The sequence below is a fragment of the Paenibacillus sp. FSL H8-0122 genome, assembly GCF_038005345.1.
In the GTDB taxonomy this organism is placed as follows: domain Bacteria; phylum Bacillota; class Bacilli; order Paenibacillales; family Paenibacillaceae; genus Paenibacillus_AQ.
This window is the reverse complement of sequence record NZ_JBBOTB010000001.1, coordinates 1,306,696-1,330,481: the sequence shown is the minus strand read 5'-3', so window position 1 is coordinate 1,330,481 and position 23,786 is coordinate 1,306,696. Positions and strand designations below refer to the sequence as shown.

The window sequence follows — 23,786 nt, the reverse complement described above, 5'->3', positions numbered from 1 at the left end:
AGGTATAGAGGCATTTTAATTGCACGAAATACAGATAAACAGAGATTCGGCGGCACATCGGACGATTTAGTTGTACAAAATGCACTTAAGCCTATCCCTGCACCCTAATCGGGGTGAGTTAACCCCTCATCAAGCCATTAGTTAAAGTAATTCTCACACGCACAAGATACATTACCAACATTAGGGTAATTCTATATATACCAAAATTCACGTAGGAGATGATCCGTGTGTCAAAATACAGTTCGGTAAGCCGGGAGCAAGATGAATCTATAGTGAAGCTCAGCTTCGAGCCGGATGGACTGCTGCCGAACAATCCGCAGCTTCCCGTCCTGCTGTATACAGGTGTTCTCCGGGACCACCCGGAAGACACCGAACAGATCTTCAATGACAGCGGCTGGCTGAACAGCTGGGTGAACGGCGTCTTCCCTTACCACCACTATCACAGCAACGCGCATGAGGTACTGGGTGTGATCTCCGGCAGCGCCAGGCTCCAGCTTGGCGGAGATGCCGGGTACACCGCCGACGTTAAGGCCGGGGACGTTGTGGTGCTGCCTGCCGGGACCGCGCACAAGAAGCTCTCGGCCTCGCCGGACTTCCGCATCGCAGGCGCTTATCCCGGCGGAGCCGATTATAACACCCGCCAGGCCACCCCGGAGGACTTCGCAGCGGCGCTCCCCGAGATCCGCGAAGTCCCGCTGCCGGAGCGCGATCCCGTCTATGGCGAGGCCGGGCCGCTGCTGCGGTTGTGGAAGTGACAACAGTTCCTGGAGCATACACTTAAACATCGGAGCGGGCGGAACGCCCCCCGTAAAAGCGTAGCGTTCGCCTTGATCTCCGGATGTTCAGCACTCCGCTTGTGCAGTCCAGGGATTAACTTCTGCGTTTGGCCCCCTGTTCTGCTCATTTCTCTGGCCATACTATATAATGTTGTGTACAACTATCCACTTAGGCCGTGCGCCTGAAAAGGGGGGCACTTGGATGTATCGAGTAGCGATATGTGAGGATGAAGAACAGCAGCGGGAGCTGGTGAAGAAGATTCTGGTCGGCTTATCCGTTAAGACGAATACCGAATTTGAAATCGAGCTGTTTCCTTCAGGAGAGGATTTAATCTCCCACTATGAACGGGGCGAAGCGCCCTTCCATATTCTAATTCTGGATGTGGAGATGGGCGGCATGAACGGGATTCAGGCGGCGCACCGGCTCAGAAGCCGGAAGCATTTTGACGAGCAGATTATCTTCCTGACCAGCTACCCTGAATATATGGTGGAGAGCTTCGACGTGATTACCTTCCAGTATCTGATCAAGCCGGTCGCCCCGCAGCTCCTGGAGGAGAAGATTCTTAAGTTGTGTGATTACTTCCAGGCCCAGGATAAGAAGTTCATGGTCATCAAGTCCGGGTATGAGGAGGTCGTCTTGCGGCATGATGATATTATCGGGATTGAGGCGGCCAAGAGCCTGACGGTCAAGAGCAAGCTGAATGTGATTACCACCACAGGAATCTATGAGACCAGAGGAATTATTGCAGAGTATGCTTCAGCACTGCGGGACAGCCATTTCCTGCACATCCACCGTTCGATTATTATCAACCTGCTGCATGTCCACAAGTTCGCGGGCGGCTCCGTGCTGATGTCGGGCGGGCAGGAGTTCCCCATCGGCCGGTCCAAAATCAAAGAGGTTAAGGATTTCTACACCAAATTCATGATCATGAAGGGCAGCTCCTATGACTCACTATAATCTGACCCTTGTCGTCTGTGTCGTACTGGTGATGTGCTTTCAGACCCAATTCTTCTTTGCCTCCGTATTTGATAAGTCCGCCAGGAAGCTTAACCGGATCATGTACTTCCTCATCTACGGGATACTCTGCTTCCTCTATCTGGTCACCCCGTTGTCCCCTCTCTTCTCCTCCGGCATAGCTCTGCTGATGATCTTCAGTATGGCGCAAGCCTATAAGGTGGAGATGAAGACTCAGGTGATCTTCTCCCTGCTGTACGCTGTGCTGATGACGGTGGTCAGCTTTATGTCGCTGTATATTTTCTCAATGATAGATTCGGTTGACTACACCAGCATGAACTCGGGTTCGGGGATTGACCGGCCGGCCTTCATCAAGGGGCTGATCCTGAGCTGCATCATTATGTTCCCTGTCATTCAGATCATCCGGCTGATCTCCAAGCGCCGAAGCGTATCCCTGCCCTACCGGTATTATGTAATGTTCCTGCTCGTCCCGCTCATCAGCACCTATCAGATCAACGTCCTTACGGTGAACAACACGAAGGATTTCTATTATTTCTTTGCAATTCTCGGCTTCCTGTTCCTGAATGTAATGATCGTCTATATCTTCGATACGATAACGGATAAGTTCCAGTTCATGCATGAGAACGCCCAGCTCCAGCACCAGATGAACTATCAGGACGCCAACTATGAGAAGACGGTGCACAGCTTCAAGTCGATTAAAAGAATCATCCACGATACCCATCAGCAGTTCCTCTACATTGAAGAGTGTATCCGGCGGGATGATCCGGCGGCCGCTCTGGAGCATATCAAGCTTACGCTGAATAAAGTAGAGGATGCCTATCAGCGGGTCAACACCGGCCATCTGGCGGTGGATGCGCTGGTCACGAACACACTGAATATCGGACAAGCGAACGGCATCCGAATCGATACTCGGCTTAAGCTGCTGCCTGGTGAGCTTCACATCGACCGTTATGACCTGTGCGTTGTGCTGGGCAACATGCTGGATAATGCCATTGAAGCCTCCAAAAAAGTACGGCTCGCCGAGGACCGCTACATTCTGATCCAGATGCACTCCAGTGAATCCGCGCTGTTCATCCGCATTATGAATCATACCGTCCCGGAGACTGCCCCCTTGCAGAGCCGGAAGCCGGACCCTGAATACCACGGCATCGGCCTGACCAATATCTCCAGAATCTGCGAGAAGTACGGCGGGAATATGACAATTGAAGCCGGGCATCGGGAATTCAACAATATGGTGGTCCTCCCCTTCTCACGCGAAGCTTCTATATAAAATGCACTAAACATTAAGTTTCGCCGTCACTGCGGTGAACATTTGGACTTCCGGCCGCTGTTGTATTTGGATTTCCTGATTTGACCGCTCTTAGCGGTAGAAATCCAAATACAAAAGCGGTCGCTACCGCTCCTTCAGTTCCAAATTTCCCCTCCGCTTCTTTCACTTTTTGTTACCGTTTTTTGTGCCTTTTAATCTAAGTTTCTACGTTAAGGGATCGTTATTAACGTTTCAGGGTTATTCGGGCCACGCTCCTCTCTTCTGCCTGTATGATAACTTCAGGAAGATTACCCAAGAGACACAAGAGGAGGAATTCATGATGAACAAGTTAACTTCAGTCGTATTGGCGGCCATGCTGGTGATCCCCGCAGCCCAGGTGTCCGCTGCACCGGAGAAGGAGAGCCCGGTGCAGGCAACAGCCCGCCTGCTGGGCTCGAAGATCGTATCCGATTATGGGGTAAGCGGCATGCAGTATGCGATCAGGGATAAAGGTGCCATTACAGTGTCGGGCGGCTTCGGTGTGTCCGATCAGGCAGCCGGGACCCCCATCACGAAGGATACCATGTTCGGCATCGGCTCCGTCAGCAAAATGCATGTCTCCGCAGCCACGATGATGCTTGCCGAAGATCAGATCATTGACATTGATCAGCCGCTGACTACGTATCTGCCGCAGTTCAAGATGGCCGACGAGCGCTACAAGAAGATTACACCGCGCATGTTAATGAACCATTCCTCGGGCCTGTATGGCAGCCACTACGGGAACAGCATTCTGATGGATGATAGCGATACACAGAATCATGATGACCTGCTGACAAGGCTTCAGTCTGAGCGGCTCAAATCCGATCCGGGCGCATATTCCGTATATTGCAATGACGGCTTTCAGCTGCTGGAGCTGATGATTGAGCAGGTGACCGGCAGCAGCTATACAAAGTTCCTGGAACAGCACATGAGCAGCCCGCTGAAGCTAAGCTCTACCAAGACGCCGCTGGATACCTTCAACCGGCAGCAGCTTGCCAAAACTTACTTCCCGGGCCTTAAGCCAGCATTGCCTGCCGAGAACGCTAATATCCTCGGAGCGGGTGGTCTCTATTCCACAGCCGAAGATCTGACCACATTCGCCGAGATGCTGAACGGAAAGCATCCGGACATTCTGTCAAAAGCCTCCGCTACAGCGATGCAGCAGCCTGAATACAAGAACGGGCTCTGGGTGCCTGAGGAGAGAAACAGCTTCAATTACGGCCTGGGCTGGGATGCCGTAGATCTGGCACCCTTCGGTGATTACGGAATCAAGGCCTTATCCAAAGGCGGAGATACTATCATGTATCATGCTGACCTGATTACCCTGCCGGAATCGGATATATCCATCGCAGTGCTCTCGTCAGGCGGAAGCTCAATCTATAACACTATTTTCGCCACCAATGTGCTGCTGGCTTACCTGAAGGATACCGGGAAGATTAAGAAGATTCTGCCGGATGCTACCTTCACTCCTCCGGTCAAAGCGGCTATGCCTGCTGAGCTGGGGGCCTATTCGGGATTATACGGGACCGTCGGAGCAACCACCACGATAGCCATTAAGGACGGGGCACTGGATCTGCCTGCGCTTGAAGGGGGACTCATTCCTGCACAGAAGTATATCTATACCGGCAAGGGACAGTTCACAAGCCCGGACGGCAGCGCAGCCGTGAGCTTCGATAAGCAGAAGAACGGCAAGACGTATCTGAAGCTGAACACCCACTTGACTATCCCCGGTATCGGTCAAATGCTAATGGTCACGTATGAGTATCAGAAGCTGGATGTAAGTCCGCTGAATGCTTCTACGAAGCAGGCCTGGGCGCAAAGAGACGGGAAGCATTACTATGCTGTGGATGAGAAAATCAATTCCTTCTTCTACCTCTCCCCTACCATCTTGACAAAGACAATTGAGGTTGAACAAGGATATGCCACCGGGACGCGGATTGTGGACGAGAACACCGCCGTCAATGCGGCTGAGATTCCGGTGATGAACGGCAGAGACGCCTTCGATCTGACCTTCTCCAAGCAGAACGGTACCGAATATTTAACCATTGACGGCAATGCTTATATCAGCGAAGATGCCGTGAAGCCGATCTACGGAGGGCCGGCCTCTACCAGCACCGTTCCGGCGGGCGGACAGAGCGTGTGGTTCAAGATTGATAAGAAGGCCGCCGGCAAAACCATGACCGTTACGGCTCCCTCAAGCGGCGGATACGTTGTCTATGATGCGGACGGGATGATCGTAAGCCACTCCAGAGTGAGCCAGGCCCCGTCGGTCAAGTTGCCGCAAGGCGGAATGGCCGTCTTCGGCGGTCAGGCGGGCGATGTGTTTAGGATTGAGCTGAGATAACGCTTTCATATTTTCATTCACTATTTTTCCCTTTTCCCAAACTTGCTTAATGGTATACAGGTGTGTTTTAATGTTATCAAATTGAATAATACTCTTATCCAGAGTTCGGTGGAGGGCTTCGCCCGATGATACCGCTGTGACCGGAATGCTAATGAGCATCTCAGGTACAGCACTAGAGGCGTCCAGGATGCCTTGCAAAGATGAGAGGGTGCTGACAGTTGATGAGACTGCCCCCTTTAATTAGGGGGCTTTTTGTTTGAGAAGGGAGAGAAATGCATGACAGAATGGATCACGGAATTTATACTCTTTTTCAAAGATTTGTCGTATGCAGGAATCGTTATCGCCTTGTCGTTTGAATTCGTACCTGCCGAAATCGTGCTGCCGCTTGCCGGGTATTGGGTGTATCTGGGGGACATGAAGCTCATTCTTACGATTCTTGCCGGTACTGTTGGAGGGACATTCGGCCCGCTTACGCTCTATGCCCTTGGCCGGTTTGGCGGCAGACCTGCGATTGCTAAGTACGGGAAGTATTTTTTCATCCGTCCGCATCACCTGGAGGCCTCCGACCGTTTCTTTGATAAATACGGCAGCGGTGTGGCCTTCTACGGGCGCTTCATTCCCGGTGTGAGAACACTCATCTCCATCCCATGCGGCATTGCCAAAATGAATGTGTTTGCCTTCAGTCTCTACACCTTCCTTGCCATGCTGCCGATTACCTCGATCTACGTCTACCTGGGCTACAAATTAGGGGCGCAGTGGGAGCATGTGGACGAGATTGTCAAGCCTTACATTCTTCCGGCGGCAACCCTGTTCCTGCTCGGCTTCGGGCTGTACGTCTTTTCCAAACGGTACCGGAGACGGCAGGCTTAATAATGATGCGTTTCAACTTTAGGAGGAAAATATGGAATCTGCATTCGATTGGCTGAAATACCTGCTCTTAGGCCTGGTCCAGGGGGTTACGGAACCGATTCCCGTCTCCTCCAGCGGGCATTTAATCATCGTACAACGTCTGCTCGGCATGAAGCAGAATGGGCTATCTTTTGAAATCTTAACCAATACGGCTTCCTTGATCGCCATCTGTTTCATTTTCCGCAAAGATATCATGGACTTAATCACAGGCTTCTTCCGTTATCTGAAGACGCGCGATACGAAATACCGGTCTGAGTTCATGTTCTGCATTTACATCGTTATCGGCACGATCCCCGCAGCGGTTGCTGCCGTATTCTTCAAGGATACGATCGAACGTGTCTTCACTTCCGTACATACCGTATCCATCAGCTTACTCATTACCGGGGTAGCCCTCTGGCTGATCCGCAATCTGCGCGGCCAGAAAAGAGACGGCAATCTCACCGTGCGAGACGCCATCATCGTCGGGCTGGCTCAGGCGGTAGCGCTGATTCCCGGCATCAGCCGTTCCGGTTCTACTGTGATCGCCTCCATAGCCGTCGGCATGAAGCAGGAGACCGCCTTGAAGTTCTCCTTCATGCTGTACATCCCCATCAGTATCGGGGGCCTGATCATGGGCGCGTCCGATATCGTGCATGACCCTAACCGCTCCGCGCTGGCGATGCCCTACCTGATCGCCTTCCTCACCACGCTGGTCGCCACCTACTTCGCCATGCGCTGGTTCATCGGCATTATGGCGAAGGGGAACCTGATTTACTTTTCCTATTACTGCTTCGTGGTGGGTACGCTGCTGCTGATCTTCCTGTAAAAAGGAGCCGCCCTGGCGGAAATCCACCTCTTGCCCGAATAGCGATACTCTCAACTAAAAGAGCAGCACTTCTTCCATCTCAGGAAAAGTGCTGCTCTTTTTATTGTCACACTATTCTATTGTCCCATCAGTATCTTCGCATATGGCGAATCGATCGGGATCATGATGACCGGCTCATTCTTCAGCGTGGTCACATAACTCTGCAGCGTACGGTAGAAGCTATAGAACTGTGGAGACTTGCCGTAGGCCAGATTGTAGATTTTGGCGGCTTCCCCTTCCCCTTCGGCAATAATCTTCTTGGAGTCGGCTTCTGCCTGGGCCATCAGCTCCCGGGAAGCGCGGTCTGCCTTGGAGGTGATCTTCTTGGATTCCTCATCCCCTTCAGACAGGTAACGCGCAGCAATGGATTGGCGGTCCGAGATCATCCGGTTGTATACGCTCTGCTTATTCTCTTCCGGCAGGTCGGTACGTTTGATCCGAACATCAATGACTTCAATGCCATAGTTATCACGGGATAGGGCGTCACTTACATCCTTGGTAATCTCATCATTAATATTGCCCCGTCCGGTATCCTCACTGATAATATTCTCATAGTTAATCTCCGACAGCTTGCGGCGCACCGAGTTATAGACGGCTTCATCGATACGCTGAACCCCGCCGCCTACCGATTGCACGGTTCTGAGGAACTGTGAAGCGTTGGTGATTCTCCAGACCGTATAATTATCGACCACAATCGGTTTCTGGTCTTTGGTCAGAATGCTGGTCGGCGAGCTCTCGTATGTCATCTGATACTTGGGAAGCTCCGAGACATTCTCGATAAAAGGAAGCTTGAACTTCAGCCCCGGCTCCTCCACCGCACGCATCGCTTCACCGAAACGGAGGACGACCTTATACTCCCCTTCCTTCACGATGTACATAGAGCCGGCCAGCAGAATAATCAGGACGATTGATGATATCAATAAGATGATCGGGTTTCTTTTCACTTGGCATCTCCTCCTTGCGGTGCGGCTGAAGGTGCCGGATTCACAGCAGCAGGAGCAGAGGGGCTGTCCTTGGTGCTGCGCATCAGCTCATTCAGCGGCAGATAGTTCACAGTATCACTGTTCGAGTTGGTAATGAATATTTTGGCGTTAGGCAGGATCGTCTCCAGGGTCTCCAGGACCAACCGGCTCTCGGTGACACTCTGATTATTGGCATATTCGGCAAAAATCGCATTGAACCGCGCCACATCCCCCTGCGCATTCAGGATACGCGACTTCTTCTCGCCTTCGGCCCGCTCCAGCAGAGCCTGCGCTTCACCTCGCGCCTTCGGAATGATATCGTTCTCATACTTCTTGGCGTTGTTGATCTTCGTATTCTTCTCTTCGCGGGCATTAGTGACTTCGCGGAAGGCCTCCTCGACCTGGCCGCTTGGCGGCTCAATATCCTGGAATTTGATGTCGATAATCTGAATGCCGGTGTTGTATTTCTTCTGCAGATCGACGAGCAGCACCCTAACCTTATCCTGAATTACTGTCTTACCGTCGGTAATTGCATAATCCAGCTTCTCGGAACCAATGACTGCACGGATTGAGGAGCTGGCAGAGTTGCGCAGGAATTGCTCGGGGTCATCAATGTTATACAGATAATCACGGATATTGCTGATCTTCCACTGGACTACAGCGTCGGCAGAGACGATGTTCTCATCACCTGTAATCATCATGGCTTCTTCATCCACCGGCACAGCTCCTCCAGCCTCCTGGCGGTACCCGATATGTATCCGCTGGGTCAGCTCCGCAGGTACGGTAATTACATCCTGGATCGGATAGGGCCATTTGAAATGAAGTCCGGCCGAAGTCTCATTCGTATACTTGCCGAAGGTCAGAATTGCTGCACGTTCCTGCTCCTGCACCGTATAGAATGAGGTAGCGCCGATATACAGCAATACAGCCGCAGCGGCTACCCCCACCCCTATCCTCTTGTACATGCCCGGCTTCAACTTCGGCAGCTTGAACCCTGGGATATTATCGCCATTCTGGTTCATGAAATTCAAGATGCATCGCTCCTTTTGGCGTATTTTAGTCTTATTAAAGGTATATATACGGATACAAAACAAAAAAGTCGCAAAAATTGCGACTTTAATGATGGTAGCTGATTATTGCTGCGTTTCTCGCGGGTTTGACTGGTTGGTTTACAAATTCCTCCTGAGGAGTGAGTCACGCTGGCGGCTCTTCATGCGGCACCCTGGCCATCGGAAATGTGGTCGGTTTTTCATGTTTATTTGGCCCGTACTCCCTCGCTTGGCGCAAATGTGGTCGGTTTTTCGATTACATTCTGTCTGTACATCCTCATTTGGCACAATGTAATCGGTTTTTCGATTACATCCAGCCTATACGCCCTCGCTTGAGGTAGCGTCAAGAAGTTTGTGTAAAAGAGTAGAAGTACCTCCCCCGGATTATAGGTTGGGGTGTAGTGTTTCTGGGGGGAGGGGGAACCCCGACCCCCAGAAACTGGATTTCTCTGCTACTCCTCTTCCGGTGTGGGTAAAGAGGGATAGCGTGTTTCGAATAGCTCTTTTAGCTTCTTTTTAACGGCATCCATGCCAAAGCCTTGGGCGACCCGCCCTGCATGACGTTCATTGTATTCCAGCATCTCCAGGTACACGATTTTCTCTGCCGCATCCATGTTCGTCAGACTGTTCATCGGTTTCAGACGCTTGCGGATTTCCTTGTTCATCCGCTCGATGGGGTTCGACGTGTAGATCGCTTTACGGATCGATTCCGGATACTTGTAGAACGTCAGTAGTGTGGATAACTGTTCCTCCCAGGACCTCATTTCCTTCGGATACAGCTTGTTCCACTTCGCTTTGACCGTATCAAAGTTAGCCCGGGCTACCACTTCATCCGGTGCGGTATATACGGTTTTCAACGCTTCAAGGACATCGGTTTTGTGCTCCATCCGGATTTTAGGGAACGTGGCCCGCACTTTGTGCACTACGCAATGCTGTACATCTGCCTGAGGATAGGTCTCTTTAAACGCCGCATCCAGCCCCGGTAGTCCGTCAAACACACCCAGCAGGACTTCCTGCGCTCCGCGGTCGTACAGGTCTTTGAGTACCTCCCGCCAGCCATTTGAACTCTCTTGGCCGCCCACGTAGAACCCGAGAATTTGACGCTGCCCCTCCTCGTCAATTCCCATCGCAAAGTAGACCACTTCGCCACGAACCGTGCCCCGTTTCAGCTTCACGTACAGCCCATCCAAGTAGATTACGGAGTACCGTTTGCTCAGTGGCCGTTTCTGCCACTGGTGGATATCGTCTAGCACCGTAGCCGTAATATTGCTGACCGTGGTGGGGGAGTAGTGGCTGCCAAACATACTTTCAATGAACCGGGCCACATCCCGCGTACCCATGCCCGATTTGTACATTTGGATGACGGCCTCTTCTAACCATCCGTCCCGCCGCTGGTACGGCTCAAACATCTGCGTCTGGAAAAGGCTTTGGCGGTCCCGGGGCACCTGAAGATCCTCGATATGGCCGTATTTCGTGTGTAAGTCTCGCGTATAGTAGCCATTGCGACTATTGCTGGCACCGGCTTCTTCACTCTCCATAAACCCCTGGATTTCGGCGCGCAACAGGCGTTCCATGTTGTCTTTTACAAAATCTTTAACAAGTTTTTCAAATAGATTATTCAGAGAACTTTCGGGTAAAATATTCATTGGTAGGGTTCCTCCTTGGTGGTTTCGCAATCCCGAGGATACCCTACTTTTTTGGTGCCTGACTAGGCTCCAAATCTTGGTACACAACTTACTTTACGCCATCGCGCTTGACGAAATGTGATCGGTTTTTCGATTATATTTGGCCCGTACGCCTTAAATTCGCGCAATGTGGTCGGTTTTTCGATTACATTCCACCTACACCAAAAACCCCCGGAAAAGCGCAAACCTGCGCCCTCTCCGGGGGTTTTACTATAATGCTTTTAAATACTCGATTTATTACGGAAATAATTCTGCAGGAACTCCTTCGCCCGCTCGGACTTGGGATGATTGAACACCTCGTCCGGCGTCCCCTCCTCGACGATTTTCCCTTTGTCCAGGAAAAGCACCTTATTCGCTACTTCATAGACGAAGCTCATCTCATGGGAGACCAGGATCATCGTCTGACCGGTAGCTGCGGTCTTCTTGATCGTCTGCAGCACCTCGCCCACCAGCTCAGGGTCAAGCGCTGAGGTCGGCTCGTCCAGGAGCAGCAGCTTCGGATTCATTGCCAGGGCGCGGGCAATGCCCACGCGCTGCTGCTGGCCGCCGGACAGATGCTTCGGATAATAATGCGCCCGGTCCGCAAGACCTACTTGCTCCAGCTGCTCCTGTGCAATCTGCGCGGCCTCGCGGTCGTTCATCCGCTTCACAATTTTCAGGCCTTCCTTGACATTATCCAGCGCCGTCCGGTGCTGGAATAGATTAAATTGCTGGAAAACCATCGCCGTCTGCTTCCGCAGCTCCAGCCGCTGCTTGTTCGTGATCGTGCTGAAATCGACCTTGAAGCCTTCGAGATCCAGCATGCCCTGATCCGCCTGCTCCAGGCAGTTGAGCGAACGCAGGAAAGTGGACTTGCCTGCACCGGATGAACCGATCAAGGCTACGACATCGCCCTTCTCAATCTCCAACGACAGATCGTCCAGAATCAGATTGCCGTGGAAGGACTTCGATAAATGACTTACCTTGATCATCAGATTCCTCTCCTTCCCCAAGAGAACCAGCCGCGGTTCATAGCCCCGGCAGCGGAGTCCGGAATGGAGAACCGCTTCTCCAGGAATCGGAGAAGCTGCTCAATCAGAATCGTCATGATCCAGTAGATGATCGCCAGCGCGAGATACACCTCGAAGAAGCGGAAGTTGCTGCCGGAGATAATTTTCCCCTTAGCCGTCATTTCAATTACACCCGCAACGAAGGCCAGTGAGGTCCCCTTCAGCAGTCCGATCAGTGCGTTGCCCAGTGGCGGAATCGCCACCACCAGCGCCTGTGGAACGATGACTCTTCTCAGCACCTGAAGATAGGTCATCCCCAGGGATTCAGCGGCCTCGATCTGGCCCTTGTTCACCGATTGCAGCGCAGCGCGGATCGTCTCCGAGTTGTAAGCCGCTTCATTGAACGCGAAGGTGACCAGCACGAAGATCATCGCCGGAATGGCATTGATATTATAGTCCGTCCCGTACTGCTGATTAATGAATTTCAGTAACAACGGAATTCCGTTATAAGTCAGATACAACTGCACAATGATCGGCGTTCCACGAATGAACGAGATGAAGACTGTGACTAACTGGCTTAGCACAGGAATTCGGCGCATACGGATAATGGCGAACAACAGAGCAAAAACAAGGCCGACGATCATCGAGATGACCGTAATCTGCAGACTCACAGGAAGGACCTCTAACAGGCGAGGAATCGCTGAGAACACCGCGTTGATATCAAAAATCTCTCCCATACCGTTTTACTTCCTTCCACGTTCAATTTACACGACACCGGCTCAGCAGGGTCTAACGGTCAAATGCTTTCCTTCGTATATAATCTGGGTATGATACCGCTCTTGGCTCACCGCATTCAGCCGCTCCACCAGGGAAGCCGCCGCTTCATCCGAAGCCAGCACAGGCAAGCCCCGCTTGGTCACCGTAGGATGGGTCAGTCTAAGATCAATCGGAATCAGCTCGTAATCAAACCGGTTCTCCTCCACATTCAGATCGAACATGACCAGGAAGTTCTCCGAGAACTTGCGGTCGCTGTAGAAGCCCTGCCAGTTCCCTTCGCTGTCCTTGGTTCTGTTCTTGTGCAGGGTAGAAGGAGCTTCATTCTCTGCATATCCGTAGGCGGTGAACATCTCTGGAGATACAATTGACTCCCCTGCCTCGAACTCCATGAACAGACTGCCTATGTTATAGAAAATAGGCTGGCCCTTGTACAGCTCCACCCCTCTGGTGAAGTGGGCGCCATGTCCGAAGACACAGCTCGCCCCGGCATCCACGGCCCCGCGCGCGAAGGTCTCGATGAACTCTGCCGGATAATCGGAGTACCAGTTCTCATTCTCCCCTTCATGGGTATGCAGGCTGACGAACACAAAGTCACTGCGTTCCCGTGCATCCTGAATGCTGCGGTAGATTTCCTGCTGATCCTGCTCATGCGCGGCTGTTTTGACACGGGACTGCTCTCCCTTTTCAAAGGTTAAATAGCCTTCAAAAAATGAACCGAATTCATAGTAATTCTCCGATTTGCTCTTAAAGGTCTCAATCCGCTTGCCTTCCTCCATGCTGGAAGCAATGCCGATGCGCTCACTGATCTCCTTCAAGGTGCTGAAGTCCTGATCGTTCACGACATAGGTCCGCGACCAGCGAAGCGGGTTAACGCCCGGGCGGGCAGGCACGCCGTTCCCCGGATTCGAAGCAGCGAACACCTCGCTTCTCGTCACATCGATAGTGATGATGGCAATCCGGCCGTCTGCGGTATCCACAAATACCGGCTTGCGGGCTTCATGCAGGCTCATGCCCACCCCCAGAGGGGTTAGTCCGCGTGCTTCTGCCTCTTCGATCGTATCCACAAGACCCTGGGTCCCGTAGTCCCCTGTATGATTATTCGCAAAGCTGACATACCGGATGTTCAGCGGTCCGAACTCGTCCAGCGCCTTGGGGCGCACACTGGTCTGATAGCCGCGGCCTGAGGCCGGAGCGGTATTCAATCTCGGCGTGACAAACTCGGCATTCGTGAACACCTCATCCGCCCCCTTGAGCAGTTGAAGCAGCTCCGGGTCCATCGTCTTATATAAATTGCTGCTGGAGAATAATGCATCTCCCGAAACTAGAAATTTCATGCGATCACCTTCCTTCGGTTACTCCATTAGCTCTTTCTTCGGCAAATAGTCGCCGCCAAGCTGCTCTTGGCTGATCTTCAGTAATGTGCCATCTGCATACATTTCCTTGATTCTCTTGTTGACTGTGTCCAGTAATGAGCTGTCCGCAGACTTGGAGAGCAGGATGTAAGATCCGGGATCACTATTCTCTGTAGAGAACGCAACCACCTTCAGGTTGGTGAAGCCATGCTCCTTGATCGCCTTCTCGGCAGAGACACGGGAAATGATACGCACATCGTACTTGCCGGCTTCAATACCTTCAAACTGCTTCACGAAATTCTCGTCAGTGTAGATAATCTCTGCTTTGGCATCCGCGTTCGCTTCATTATAATTCTCCAGCAGTGTGGCACCGGAGTTGCCTACTTCTGTTACGGCTTTATAGCCCTTCAGGTCTTCTACCGCCTTAAGGGTATTATCGTCCTTGCGGACTACGAATACATTCGCATTCTCAATAATCGGGAGTGAGAAATTGTACTTGCCGCGTCTCTCGGGGTTGGAGCTGAAATTGTTCGCCCCCAGCTGGAAACGGCCATTATCCAGGCCAGTCAGAATCCCTTCGAATTCAATCGCCTGAACCTCTAGCTTATATTCCGGAAGGTCCTTGAAGATCGCCATCATTACTTCCACATCGTAACCTGTCAGCTGCCCGTCCTTCTCGTAGCTAAAAGGGTTACTGACCCCGCTTGTAGCAGCAATAATGGTCTTCGTACCTGCTCCAGCACCGTTTGTCTCTGCGGAGCCTGCGTTATTCTTATTTCCATTACCGCAGCCTGCAAGGACCAACCCGAGCAACACAATCAGAACGCCTGGCACAAATTTCTTCTTCATTATAACTTCCCCCTCATCTAGTAAAAGCTCTCTCTCGTTGTCCTATGATGTCCAACTTATCATAGTCATTTAGTCTGGAATTATTATGTCACGGGGTATACACGGTGTCAAGGTGAACGGGCAAAGGATTGACGAATGGTGGCGAAAGAAGTCGATTGAGGGCAGCGGGTGTGCTGCCTAATATAGGTATCCCCCCGGCGGCTGGGGAGTATTCCCCTGGCTGCTAAGAAGACCGCACCACTCTCTTCCGGCGCGCCGGAACCTTGACGCCTTCCTTCATAAGCTTACTCCAGTTGCCGGGATTGGTCAGGTCCGGGATGTGCTGCTCCAGAATGGCCTGATATTGAAGGGCCTTCTGTTCCAGATGGGCAACGCGCTGCTTGGCTTCTTCCAGTTGAAGGAGCGCCGCTTCCCTGTATTCCATCATCATGGCAAAGCGCTGCGCAATCGTCGAATCTCCTTCGAGACAGAGATCGACATAGGTTTTGATGCTTTCTATCGGCAATCCTGTCTGCTTGAGACATTTGATGCCATACAGCCAGTTCATCGATTCATCGTCGAACAGCCGGATGTTATTTTTATTGCGCTGAATACTTGGCACCAGGCCTTTATCCGTGTAAAAGCGTACAGCATGCTCAGTAAGTCCAGTCATAGCGGCAGCCTCTTTGACAGTATACATGATATGCCTCCCTAAAAAAATTGTAAGCCCTGCTTGACTTCGTGTTACACGAAGGCGATAGGCTTATAATATAGCAAAACGGCAGCCAGTGGAATCCCCGCTGTGGCGTCTGCTGTTCGGGATGAATTTTCCCCGGGGCGGCTAGCCGTCTGCCATTACACTAAATATACCTTAGGAGGACAAGACCATGCAGACTGTAACCTTGAATAATGGAGTGAAAATGCCGATCCTCGGCTTCGGTGTTTATCAGATTCCAGATGCTGAAGAATGTGAGAATGCGGTGTACGAAGCCATTACCGCCGGTTACCGCTTAATTGATACTGCCGCCGGATATTTAAATGAAGAAGCTGTAGGGCGCGCAATCAAACGCAGCGGCGTCCCGCGTGAAGAGCTGTTCATCACGACCAAACTGTGGATTCAGGATGCCGGATATGAGAGCGCCAAGCTGGCTTTTGCCAAATCGTTAAAGAAGCTGCAACTGGACTACCTCGATCTGTACCTCATTCACCAGCCGTTCGGCGATTATTACGGGGCATGGCGGGCAATGGAAGAACTCTATCACGAAGGCAAAATCAAAGCCATTGGCGTCAGCAACTTCATGCCCGACCGGCTGATGGACCTTATCGTGCACAACGACATCGTGCCAGCCGTCAATCAGGTGGAGACGCATCCGTTCCACCAGCAGATCGATAACGCTGCTTTTATGAAGGAACAGGGTGTGCAGATTCAATCGTGGGGACCGTTCGCTGAAGGACGCAACAACCTGTTCAGCAACGAAGTGCTGTCCGGGATTGCCGCTAAGTACAACAAATCCGTCGCACAGGTTGTGCTGCGCTGGCTGGTTCAGCGCGATATTGTTGTGATTCCGAAGTCCGTGCGCAAAGAGCGGATCGTGGAGAATTTCGATATTTTTGATTTTGAGCTGAGTCCGGCGGATCTTGATCAGATTGCCGCGCTGGATACAGGCGAGAGCCTCTTCTTCTCCCACCAGGACCCGGAAATCGCCAAGCGGCTGGGCAACTGGAAGGTTGAGCTGTAAGCCTGGACCAGGCTGGTAATTGACAATATCTTTGCCACTCTTTAATTAAGAAGCATAATACCTCAGGAAAGGCCCATGCACTGGTTGCATGAGCCTTTTACAATTATATACAGACAGGTCAGCATATACGGCTCTTTACCCTCTCCTGAGCCGGAACACGGTAAGCCTCCCTCCCTTACTTACGGATTCCGCACAAATTTGACAGCATCGGCGGCTACATACCCGCTTGTTCCGTTGTTACGGATGGTCACGCTGCCCGAGGTACCGGCTGTAAAGGTATAGGTGCCGATGAAATTCCATACCCCGCCGTTTGAGGTCTGGTCTATACTGTGCGTAGCCGTCCCTGCGGCATGAACGATATCTGTGGGAATCGCAGTGGAGCGGTTGATATGCTGCGGCCACATCATATAGACGCTGTAAGCAGCCGTGACGGGTAAGTCTGGTGTGAAGGTCACACTTTTGCTGCCTTTGCCGCTGTTGTCATCATGCAGATAGTTGACGCCGTACCGGTCAGCCTGCACCGCAGCGGTCTTCCAGCTTCCGGTCTTCAGTACTCCTGTGGTGTCATTATTGTCTATAATCACCTCTTCACCAGGCAGGATCGGCGGCGTGCCGCTGCCCAGGTCAAAGGAAGCCTTGAACGTCTTGCCCTTGGCCGCGCTGACATTCACCGTTACTTTAATGGTCGGGCTGAGCTGCGTTACAGTAACCCCGGAATCTGCTGTGTACCCGCTTGCCGAACGGTCCAGCTCCACCTCAATTACGCCGGTGCCCGCCTGGGTCGGATCACTGACAGACAGCTCCAATGTATCTCCGGCTTCCCGGGTCATAACCGCCGATTTCTTGTTGACGGTGATCAGATCGGCGGAGCTTAGCCCATCCTCCCAGAAATTCGCTCCGATGATGCCGAGCTTCGTTTCTTTTACCGCCTGAATACTGGTTGAATTCGCCAGCACTTCAATGTCTGGAGCAGCAGCATAAGCGGCTACTTGAGCGGCTGTCTTGCCCGGCAGCAGGACATATTGATATTCACCGTTACTCATATTGACACCATGATCCAGCCATAAGGTCATATAATTGCGGGTGATCGGCGTGGAAGGTGTGACCGGACGGGGGTTGATCTGCTTCCAGTTACCTGTTCTGGCCTCTCTCTTAGCGGCAAGCGATACCGTCTGCGGAAAATAATACCCCGTATCCGCACCGGCGGCGCTTCCCGACAAATGAGCCCACTCTACCTGATCCATGGTATCTGACCATGCCAGCGTGGATGGCCTCACTTCACCATTTACAATGAGCGTATTGCTGCCCGCCGTGTTCAGCTTCCGGTTCTCGACGATCGTCTCCACAGCTATATTATCCGTGCTGATGATTCCCGCACCGAGAGCAACTACTTCGTCATCGAACATAAACCATGATTTCTTGGCTCCAAGTGTATGGCCCGCATACTGCAAATCCATACCTGAGCTTCCATATAGATTCTGGATATCGGTGCCGCCGGCCCACTGCCTGGTACTGGTGTGGCTGCTTGAAGAGGTCTGGGACAGCACTGTTGTTCCCGGCAGTCGGTAATTATCCACAGTCGGCCAGTAGTCATCGCTGTATTGTCCAAGATCACTGTTATATAAGCTGGTCATACCGGCTGAGGTATACCAGGCTTTGGCGTTCTCGCTGTTAATCGCTTCATAGCTGCCGATGCGGCTGGAATACATCGCAAGTCCGAAGCTGTAGCCCGGCCGGTGCTGCACGGCCCGGTCCATCGCCGAGAACTGCTTATAACCAATAAGCTCTGCCGCCGGTTCGATTAACGGGTCCGCAGTTATAGTCTTGGCCTGAGCAATAGCGGGTACGGGGGCATCGGCATAAAAAGACTTGAACGTATCCGATATAATCCAGCCCTTAAGCATCCGTTTAAAATCGGCTGACTGAGCGGGCGGTGCGATCTTGGACAACAACAGAATGCCTTGCATCACCCGATGGCCCGCATCATGGTCCTGACTATAATTCCTGGAGATTTCTCTGCCACGGACCATGTCCATTATCGCCCCCTTGTACATCACCGGCTGATACGAGTTATACACCCATTCCCACACGTTGGATTCCTTGGGATCGGTGACCTGCCAGGAAGAGCCGTGCAGCATCACCATGAGATCACTGACAGCCAGCAGCAGGTCAATGCCATAACCTCCGGTGTAGGGGATGTTGTTGTGCTGAATAAATGAACCATCCCGGTAGAAGCCGTCTCCGCTAAGCGTATAATTGAAAATGGAGGACAGGCCATCGCGGGCTGCGGCGATTTTGGTCCCGTCTTTGACCAGAATGCCCCGCACGCCTACCACCATCGCCTTCCAGGTACGGTTAGCTCCTGTCAAGGTAACTGCGGGCGAGAAGCGTTCCACCGCTGTCATATAATTAGCGATTTGAGCCGGGCTTAGGACGTCATACATCAACACCGCCGTATCGTTAAGCTGCATGGGAATGCCGATTTGCCAATCCCACCAGTTGCTCGTTCCGCTGGCCGTCGGCGTTACCGCCTCGTGATATCGGGTCGTGTACATATAATCGAGTGCAGCCACGATATCGCTTCCGAGCTGACTATTCTCATGCAGCGCCGTACCGGTAGTGGCATACGCAAGCGCCATCGTCTTCAGCCGTTCATAGGTTACCCGGATATGAATCGAATTCCCGATGCCCGGGTTATCGCTCCACAGATAAGTACGGCTCGGCGAGGTATTCATCGTCTGCCAGTAGCCGTCCGCTTCGTTTGCCAGCCCGGTGAGGGCTGCGGCAATATCAGCATCCGCCGTATTCAGGGTGGCCCCTCCTGTAAGCATCACCTTCCGGTTCTCCCGCATCCTGTCGTATTCATCCGCAGCACGGGCGCGTTCCGCTACTCCTCCCAAGCCGCTGACCAGCAGCAGTAGCACTAACGCCACCAAGCCGCTTTTCATGAGTAACCTTCTCGTTAACGTTCCTCTCATTAGCAACCTCCTCATCCATAATCCCCCTTTTCGCCGCATCCAACATTTTCACGTACAGGTAGTCTGGCTTTCCATCACACGTACAGCTAACTTGCTTTGCCTGCTCATAGTTCGGCGTTCCCACACATAAGCTCGCTTTGCCTGCTCATAGTTCAGCGTTCCCACATACGAACTAGCTGGTTGTAAAGCGCTTACATTTAATAGTATAGATAGGGTCCGGTAGTGAAAGAAACTACGTGCATTCGAGAAAAGGTATGATATTTCGAGCGTTCCGGCAAATATGCCCCTCATTCCCGCCTGCTGCCCACCTTTGACGGATTGGGGTGCACTTTTGCTCCTCATTTACGCTTACCGCACACTTTCGGTCTACTCAAAGGGATTTATACACCTCATTTCCTCATTTAGCCAACTTTCGGCCCAACCAAAGGGATTTATACCCTTATTTTCCTCATTTAGATAACTTTCAGCTTAATCAGAGGGATTTATCCCTCTCATTTCCTCATTTAGCTAACTTTCAGCTAATTTAGAGGGATTTATCCCTCCTGAATCTCCCAAAAAGCCGCAAAACCTTGCGGCCTGCGGCGTGCAGCTTGCGACATACCTCCTACAGCTTGCGGAGTGCGGTCTGCAGCTTGCGGTTACGGGTTACGGGTTACGGGTTACGGGTTACGGGTTACGGGTTACGGGTTACGGGTTACGGGTTACGGGTTACGGGTTACGGGTTACGGGTTACGGGTTACTGCCTACAGCTTACCAGCTTAGTACATTTCATAACTAAGCTTAGAGTCCAGCTCACCCTCATGGTCAAACGCTGCATAGATGCAGAGCTGACCAGCCGGGGTATCCCCGGCATCGTAGCCAATACGGAAGGAGTGGTCTTCGGCGAACGTTAAGTCGGCCAGCACCAGCTCGTTCACATCCTCATCAGGATGAGCGTCCGCAATTAGCTGCAATACCCGGTCAAGCAGCCCCTCCAGCCCGGCCCATACCTTCTGAATCCAGGGAGTCAAGCCGCTCATTGCGGCGTTGGTGGGAACTTCCGCTGTAACGGCAAGCTCACTCCCCCTGATTTGAAGCTGCGCCTTATAACAGGTAAAGGTAGTGTCATATTGAAAAATCCCTACTCCCTCTACCCTATGATCCGGCTGCGTAATGAGGTTATTGGCAACATCCAGTTGTACAAGCTGCGAATGAAGACTCGTATCCAGTACCGTAAGTTTGTTCTCAGAGCAATACAGTTCGGTCAACTGCATATTGTGACTGAGGTCCAGACTCCTGAGATGATTATTGAAGCACCGCAGACTCGTAAGAGCCGGAAGAGCGCTGGTGTCTAAGCGGGTTAAGTGATTATGATTGCAGCGGATTTCCGTCAGCTCTGTACAGCTTGCCATATCCAGCTCAATGATATAGTTGCTGCTGCAATCGAGCCGCTCCAGCGCCGTATTGTCACTAAGCTTCAATTCATGCAGCGAGTTATAACTGCAATTCAGTACCTTGAGCCGGGGATTGCTGCTTAACTCCAATTTGGACAATATATTCTCATGACACTCCAGCTTCTCCAGCGCAGTATTCTGGCTGAGGTCCAGTGTACGGATCTGATTCCTGCTACAGTCCAGTTCCTTCAACAGGCGAATAGGCTGAGAATTCAGCTCAATCAGCCGGTTGCTCCGGCAGTTCACAGTAACCAGTTCCTCATTCTGGCCAAGGTCAAGCACGGTTAACTCATTGTACGAACAATCCAGCTCCTGAAGCGCCGTAAAGTGTTCGATCCCCTGTAGACTTGAGAACTTGCAGCCCTCAAGCTTCAGTATGGTCACGCTGTCAAGATCACTCTTGAAGATTGAATCACGGCCACCGCAGAAGTTGTCCCTTACGAACTGCCTGAATCGTTCATCTGCGAAATCTTCGGTTATTGAAATCTGCATGGTACTCCCCCTCTAAAATCATTGGGATTATTCTACCATACTCAAGCAGTGTCATTCACTTGAAGCGCATATTCATAGATTCGCCAAGTCCCAAGCTCAAACAAGCTCCACATGGAACGAGGCGCCCCCGGCACCATCAGGGTCGAACACCAGTCTCACCTTTCCGGGGTCACCAAGGTCAACCATGATCCGGTCTGACTTGTGGATCACAGCCGTAACAGGCCGATCCACTTCGATATCAAGCTCCACTACGATGGGACGGCGCTGCAGTTGTGTCGGATCGGATATAGCCAGACTCCAGCCAGCCGGAGTCCTTTGCAGAACAATAGAGGCTGGACTGCTGCAAGCAATCCCACCGCAGCTATACCAGCCGGGCTGCCAGAAATGCACGGCGAATAGCCCTAATCCGGTATCTTCCACCGCATGCACCCGTTCATTCAATTCCACAATCCGTAGGCTTGAATCCCCGGCGAAACCAGCTGTTTCTTCTTCACTCCACCCAGGCAACAGCACATAGGCATAGGTATCGCCCTCCGGCGCTGTTCCATGATCGAACCAGAGCGTCTGATAGAATCTCTCGATTGCCGCAGAGGAACCGGCGTCGTTGATAGCCTTCCAGCTTCCTTGCCGGGCCTCGCATAAGGTATGGACACGGCAGCTTGCCGGAAAAATAATCCCCACATCCGCTTCCCTATCACCGCCAGCCATATGAATCCACTTGGGGTCAAGGAGTTCGGTCTCCGCATACCCCGGAGTCCGGCAAATCTCTGTTCCGTCTGTGGTAATCCTATTGTCTCCTGCCGGGTTCAATTTCCGGTTTTCTATAATCGTTTCCACTCTGGCGGAATTACGGCTCTGAATGCCCGAACCTAAGGCCACAATGCGGTTACCGAACAAAAACCAGCTTTTGAGCGCAGTCAGTCCGTCGGCTTCGTTCACAACATCCTGAAGCTCCATCGCAATGGCGCCGTATTGGTTATGAAGCACAGCCCCACCAACATAAGCCTTAGTGCTTAAGCGGCCTTGCCCGGCTCCATCCTCCTGCAATGTCTTCGTTACCGTAGTTCCAGGCAAGCGGTAGGGATCAACCGTCGGCCAGTAGCCATCCGCATATTGCCCCAGGTCACTATTGTACAGAAGACCCATGCCATACGAAGTATACCAGCCCTTCAGATGCTCCCTGTTGATAGATTCATAGCTGTAGATCCGGCTGGAGAACATACTGATAGAGTAGGCAAAACCCGGACCTTGCAGCACCGCCCGGTCCATATGGGCAAACAGCTTGCAGCAGGATTCCTCCGGGGCTGGCGGCATAAGTTCATCGTCCAACAGTGCTCCGGTCCAGGCTGCGGTATCCGGCGGAGCTTCGGCGATATACGATTTATACGTATCTGCCAGCACCCACTTTTTCACCCTGGAGAGCAGGCGTACTTGATCCGCCTCACCCAGTATGCGCGAGAAGCGTAAGCAGGAGGTAATCACGGAATGTCCGCTCTCATGATTCTGCGAATCCTCGCGCGAAACCTCCCGGCCGCTCACCATATCCAGCATAGAACCCCTGAACATAAGCGGTACAAAGGAACGCTCTATCCACCCGGCTGTCAGATCCCGGGCATCGCCCGGCAATGCCCAGGGAGTACCGTGAAGCCATACCATCAGGCGGACCACATCATGCAGCAGTGAAACCCCATATCCCCCGGTGTAGGCATACTTGTCATGCTGAATAAAGGAGCCGTCTTCATAGAAGCCATCCCCTTCACTGGCATTCCTGAACAGCGGAAGCAGCGCATTCCGGGCTGCGGACAGCTTCTGCCCGTCGCCCTGAATCACAGCAGTAAGGGCAGCCGCCGTAGATTTCCAGACCAGATTCGCTCCGGTACACGGCAGGGCCTCAGCCGCGAACCACCGCGCATGAAACGCCGGATCGCCCACATATTTGTCTACGGGGAGGAGCAGGTGCTCTAGGAACTCCTTATCCAGCAGCTCCTCCATGAGCAGCAGGGTCTCCAGCAGCGCGATCGGCACCCCAATCTCCCAATACCACCAGTTGCCATAGGGCTGACAGAGTTCGTTGTATCTATGCTCAGACAGCCATTCTAATCCATAAATGATCCTTAGCCTTAATGAATAGTCCATATAATAGGGACACTCAGGAGACTTCAGCGCGATGGCCATCTCCTTCAAACGGAGGATGATCTGAAATACATCCGCAGCATTCTCCTGAACCGGAATATCTGCCCACAGAAGTTCCTGTTGAATGAGCATCGTGTCCAGGTCATTGCTGACCCGCTTCAGCGATTCAGGGCGAAGCTTATCTCCAGAGATGTATTGCAGCCATTTGTTTTTTAAGCTCTGCATGGATATT

The 23,786-nt window shown here is 52.2% G+C and carries 18 protein-coding genes; 7 read left to right on the top strand and 11 right to left on the bottom strand.

Annotated elements, in window-relative coordinates; genetic code table 11:
- Window positions 1–227 precede the first annotated feature (227 nt).
- The 6 genes from NSS64_RS05835 to NSS64_RS05810 all read left to right on the top strand — a co-directional run bounded on the left by NSS64_RS05835 (window position 228) and on the right by NSS64_RS05810 (window position 7,098).
- Window positions 228–755 (top strand): cupin domain-containing protein, encoded by a 528-nt coding sequence (locus tag NSS64_RS05835; protein ID WP_445667773.1) that lies wholly within the window; start codon window positions 228–230, stop codon window positions 753–755.
- Window positions 756–978: 223 nt separating this feature from the next.
- The gene (locus NSS64_RS05830; protein WP_341139506.1) at window positions 979–1,734 is read left to right on the top strand and encodes a LytR/AlgR family response regulator transcription factor; all 756 of its coding nucleotides are present in this window, start codon (window positions 979–981) and stop codon (window positions 1,732–1,734) included.
- Window positions 1,721–3,022, top strand: coding sequence for an ATP-binding protein (locus NSS64_RS05825; RefSeq protein ID WP_341139505.1), 1,302 nt, complete (start codon window positions 1,721–1,723; stop codon window positions 3,020–3,022). The genes NSS64_RS05830 and NSS64_RS05825 overlap by 14 nt, the downstream gene beginning before the upstream one ends.
- 319 nt (window positions 3,023–3,341) lie before the next feature.
- The gene (locus tag NSS64_RS05820; protein ID WP_341142767.1) at window positions 3,342–5,384 is read left to right on the top strand and encodes a serine hydrolase domain-containing protein; all 2,043 of its coding nucleotides are present in this window, start codon (window positions 3,342–3,344) and stop codon (window positions 5,382–5,384) included.
- A gap of 276 nt (window positions 5,385–5,660) precedes the next feature.
- Entirely contained in the window at window positions 5,661–6,254 is a 594-nt protein-coding gene (locus NSS64_RS05815; protein ID WP_076076325.1) for a DedA family protein, read from the top strand.
- 31 nt (window positions 6,255–6,285) lie between these two features.
- Window positions 6,286–7,098 carry an undecaprenyl-diphosphate phosphatase gene (locus NSS64_RS05810; RefSeq protein ID WP_341139504.1) on the top strand — a complete coding sequence of 271 codons (813 nt, stop codon included), beginning with the start codon at window positions 6,286–6,288 and terminating at the stop codon, window positions 7,096–7,098.
- A 116-nt stretch (window positions 7,099–7,214) separates the two neighbouring features.
- On the opposite strand, the gene hflC is transcribed toward NSS64_RS05810, so the two are convergent.
- The 8 genes from hflC to NSS64_RS05770 all read right to left on the bottom strand — a co-directional run bounded on the left by hflC (window position 7,215) and on the right by NSS64_RS05770 (window position 15,479).
- Complete coding sequence (gene hflC, locus NSS64_RS05805; protein ID WP_076076320.1) at window positions 7,215–8,081, bottom strand: protease modulator HflC; 867 nt, start codon at window positions 8,079–8,081, stop codon at window positions 7,215–7,217.
- Window positions 8,078–9,121, bottom strand: a complete 1,044-nt coding sequence (gene hflK, locus NSS64_RS05800; protein ID WP_341142766.1) for an FtsH protease activity modulator HflK — start codon at window positions 9,119–9,121, stop codon at window positions 8,078–8,080. The genes hflC and hflK overlap by 4 nt, the downstream gene beginning before the upstream one ends.
- Window positions 9,122–9,600: 479 nt before the next feature.
- On the bottom strand, window positions 9,601–10,794 hold the full coding sequence (locus tag NSS64_RS05795; RefSeq protein WP_339256485.1) for an IS256 family transposase: 1,194 nt from the start codon (window positions 10,792–10,794) through the stop codon (window positions 9,601–9,603).
- 260 nt (window positions 10,795–11,054) lie between these two features.
- Complete coding sequence (locus NSS64_RS05790) at window positions 11,055–11,804, bottom strand: amino acid ABC transporter ATP-binding protein (protein WP_076076317.1); 750 nt, start codon at window positions 11,802–11,804, stop codon at window positions 11,055–11,057.
- On the bottom strand, window positions 11,804–12,559 hold the full coding sequence (locus NSS64_RS05785) for an amino acid ABC transporter permease (RefSeq protein WP_341139503.1): 756 nt from the start codon (window positions 12,557–12,559) through the stop codon (window positions 11,804–11,806). Before NSS64_RS05785 ends, NSS64_RS05790 begins: the two co-directional genes overlap by 1 nt.
- 42 nt (window positions 12,560–12,601) lie before the next feature.
- The gene (locus tag NSS64_RS05780) at window positions 12,602–13,933 is read right to left on the bottom strand and encodes a CapA family protein (RefSeq protein ID WP_341139502.1); all 1,332 of its coding nucleotides are present in this window, start codon (window positions 13,931–13,933) and stop codon (window positions 12,602–12,604) included.
- An 18-nt stretch (window positions 13,934–13,951) separates the two neighbouring features.
- Window positions 13,952–14,800 carry a transporter substrate-binding domain-containing protein gene (locus tag NSS64_RS05775; protein WP_341139501.1) on the bottom strand — a complete coding sequence of 283 codons (849 nt, stop codon included), beginning with the start codon at window positions 14,798–14,800 and terminating at the stop codon, window positions 13,952–13,954.
- 223 nt (window positions 14,801–15,023) lie between these two features.
- Complete coding sequence (locus tag NSS64_RS05770; RefSeq protein ID WP_076076307.1) at window positions 15,024–15,479, bottom strand: MerR family transcriptional regulator; 456 nt, start codon at window positions 15,477–15,479, stop codon at window positions 15,024–15,026.
- Between the two features lie 187 nt (window positions 15,480–15,666).
- Between NSS64_RS05770 and NSS64_RS05765 the strand changes: the two genes are divergently transcribed.
- Window positions 15,667–16,518, top strand: a complete 852-nt coding sequence (locus NSS64_RS05765; protein ID WP_341139500.1) for an aldo/keto reductase — start codon at window positions 15,667–15,669, stop codon at window positions 16,516–16,518.
- A 179-nt stretch (window positions 16,519–16,697) separates the two neighbouring features.
- Here NSS64_RS05765 and NSS64_RS05760 read toward each other — a convergent pair whose 3' ends face one another.
- From NSS64_RS05760 to NSS64_RS05750, 3 genes are all read right to left on the bottom strand, one after another.
- Entirely contained in the window at window positions 16,698–19,496 is a 2,799-nt protein-coding gene (locus NSS64_RS05760; RefSeq protein WP_341139499.1) for a polysaccharide lyase family 8 super-sandwich domain-containing protein, read from the bottom strand.
- Between the two features lie 758 nt (window positions 19,497–20,254).
- Window positions 20,255–21,421 (bottom strand): leucine-rich repeat domain-containing protein, encoded by a 1,167-nt coding sequence (locus tag NSS64_RS05755; RefSeq protein WP_341139498.1) that lies wholly within the window; start codon window positions 21,419–21,421, stop codon window positions 20,255–20,257.
- A 96-nt stretch (window positions 21,422–21,517) separates the two neighbouring features.
- Window positions 21,518–23,779, bottom strand: coding sequence for a polysaccharide lyase 8 family protein (locus NSS64_RS05750; RefSeq protein WP_341139497.1), 2,262 nt, complete (start codon window positions 23,777–23,779; stop codon window positions 21,518–21,520).
- Window positions 23,780–23,786 lie beyond the last annotated feature (7 nt).

Excerpts from the sequence above, each read along its gene's own strand:
- NSS64_RS05830 (WP_341139506.1), top strand. The coding sequence starts at position 979 with ATGTATCGAGTAGCGATATGTGAGGATGAAGAACAGCAGCGGGAGCTG.
- NSS64_RS05825 (WP_341139505.1), top strand. The coding sequence starts at position 1,721 with ATGACTCACTATAATCTGACCCTTGTCGTCTGTGTCGTACTGGTGATG.
- NSS64_RS05820 (WP_341142767.1), top strand. The coding sequence starts at position 3,342 with ATGAACAAGTTAACTTCAGTCGTATTGGCGGCCATGCTGGTGATCCCC.
- NSS64_RS05815 (WP_076076325.1), top strand. The coding sequence starts at position 5,661 with ATGACAGAATGGATCACGGAATTTATACTCTTTTTCAAAGATTTGTCG.
- NSS64_RS05810 (WP_341139504.1), top strand. The coding sequence starts at position 6,286 with ATGGAATCTGCATTCGATTGGCTGAAATACCTGCTCTTAGGCCTGGTC.
- hflK (WP_341142766.1), bottom strand. The coding sequence starts at position 9,121 with ATGAACCAGAATGGCGATAATATCCCAGGGTTCAAGCTGCCGAAGTTG.
- NSS64_RS05795 (WP_339256485.1), bottom strand. The coding sequence starts at position 10,794 with ATGAATATTTTACCCGAAAGTTCTCTGAATAATCTATTTGAAAAACTT.
- NSS64_RS05790 (WP_076076317.1), bottom strand. The coding sequence starts at position 11,804 with ATGATCAAGGTAAGTCATTTATCGAAGTCCTTCCACGGCAATCTGATT.
- NSS64_RS05785 (WP_341139503.1), bottom strand. The coding sequence starts at position 12,559 with ATGGGAGAGATTTTTGATATCAACGCGGTGTTCTCAGCGATTCCTCGC.
- NSS64_RS05780 (WP_341139502.1), bottom strand. The coding sequence starts at position 13,933 with ATGAAATTTCTAGTTTCGGGAGATGCATTATTCTCCAGCAGCAATTTA.
- NSS64_RS05775 (WP_341139501.1), bottom strand. The coding sequence starts at position 14,800 with ATGAAGAAGAAATTTGTGCCAGGCGTTCTGATTGTGTTGCTCGGGTTG.
- NSS64_RS05770 (WP_076076307.1), bottom strand. The coding sequence starts at position 15,479 with ATGTATACTGTCAAAGAGGCTGCCGCTATGACTGGACTTACTGAGCAT.
- NSS64_RS05765 (WP_341139500.1), top strand. The coding sequence starts at position 15,667 with ATGCAGACTGTAACCTTGAATAATGGAGTGAAAATGCCGATCCTCGGC.
- NSS64_RS05760 (WP_341139499.1), bottom strand. The coding sequence starts at position 19,496 with ATGAGAGGAACGTTAACGAGAAGGTTACTCATGAAAAGCGGCTTGGTG.
- NSS64_RS05755 (WP_341139498.1), bottom strand. The coding sequence starts at position 21,421 with ATGCAGATTTCAATAACCGAAGATTTCGCAGATGAACGATTCAGGCAG.
- NSS64_RS05750 (WP_341139497.1), bottom strand. The coding sequence starts at position 23,779 with ATGCAGAGCTTAAAAAACAAATGGCTGCAATACATCTCTGGAGATAAG.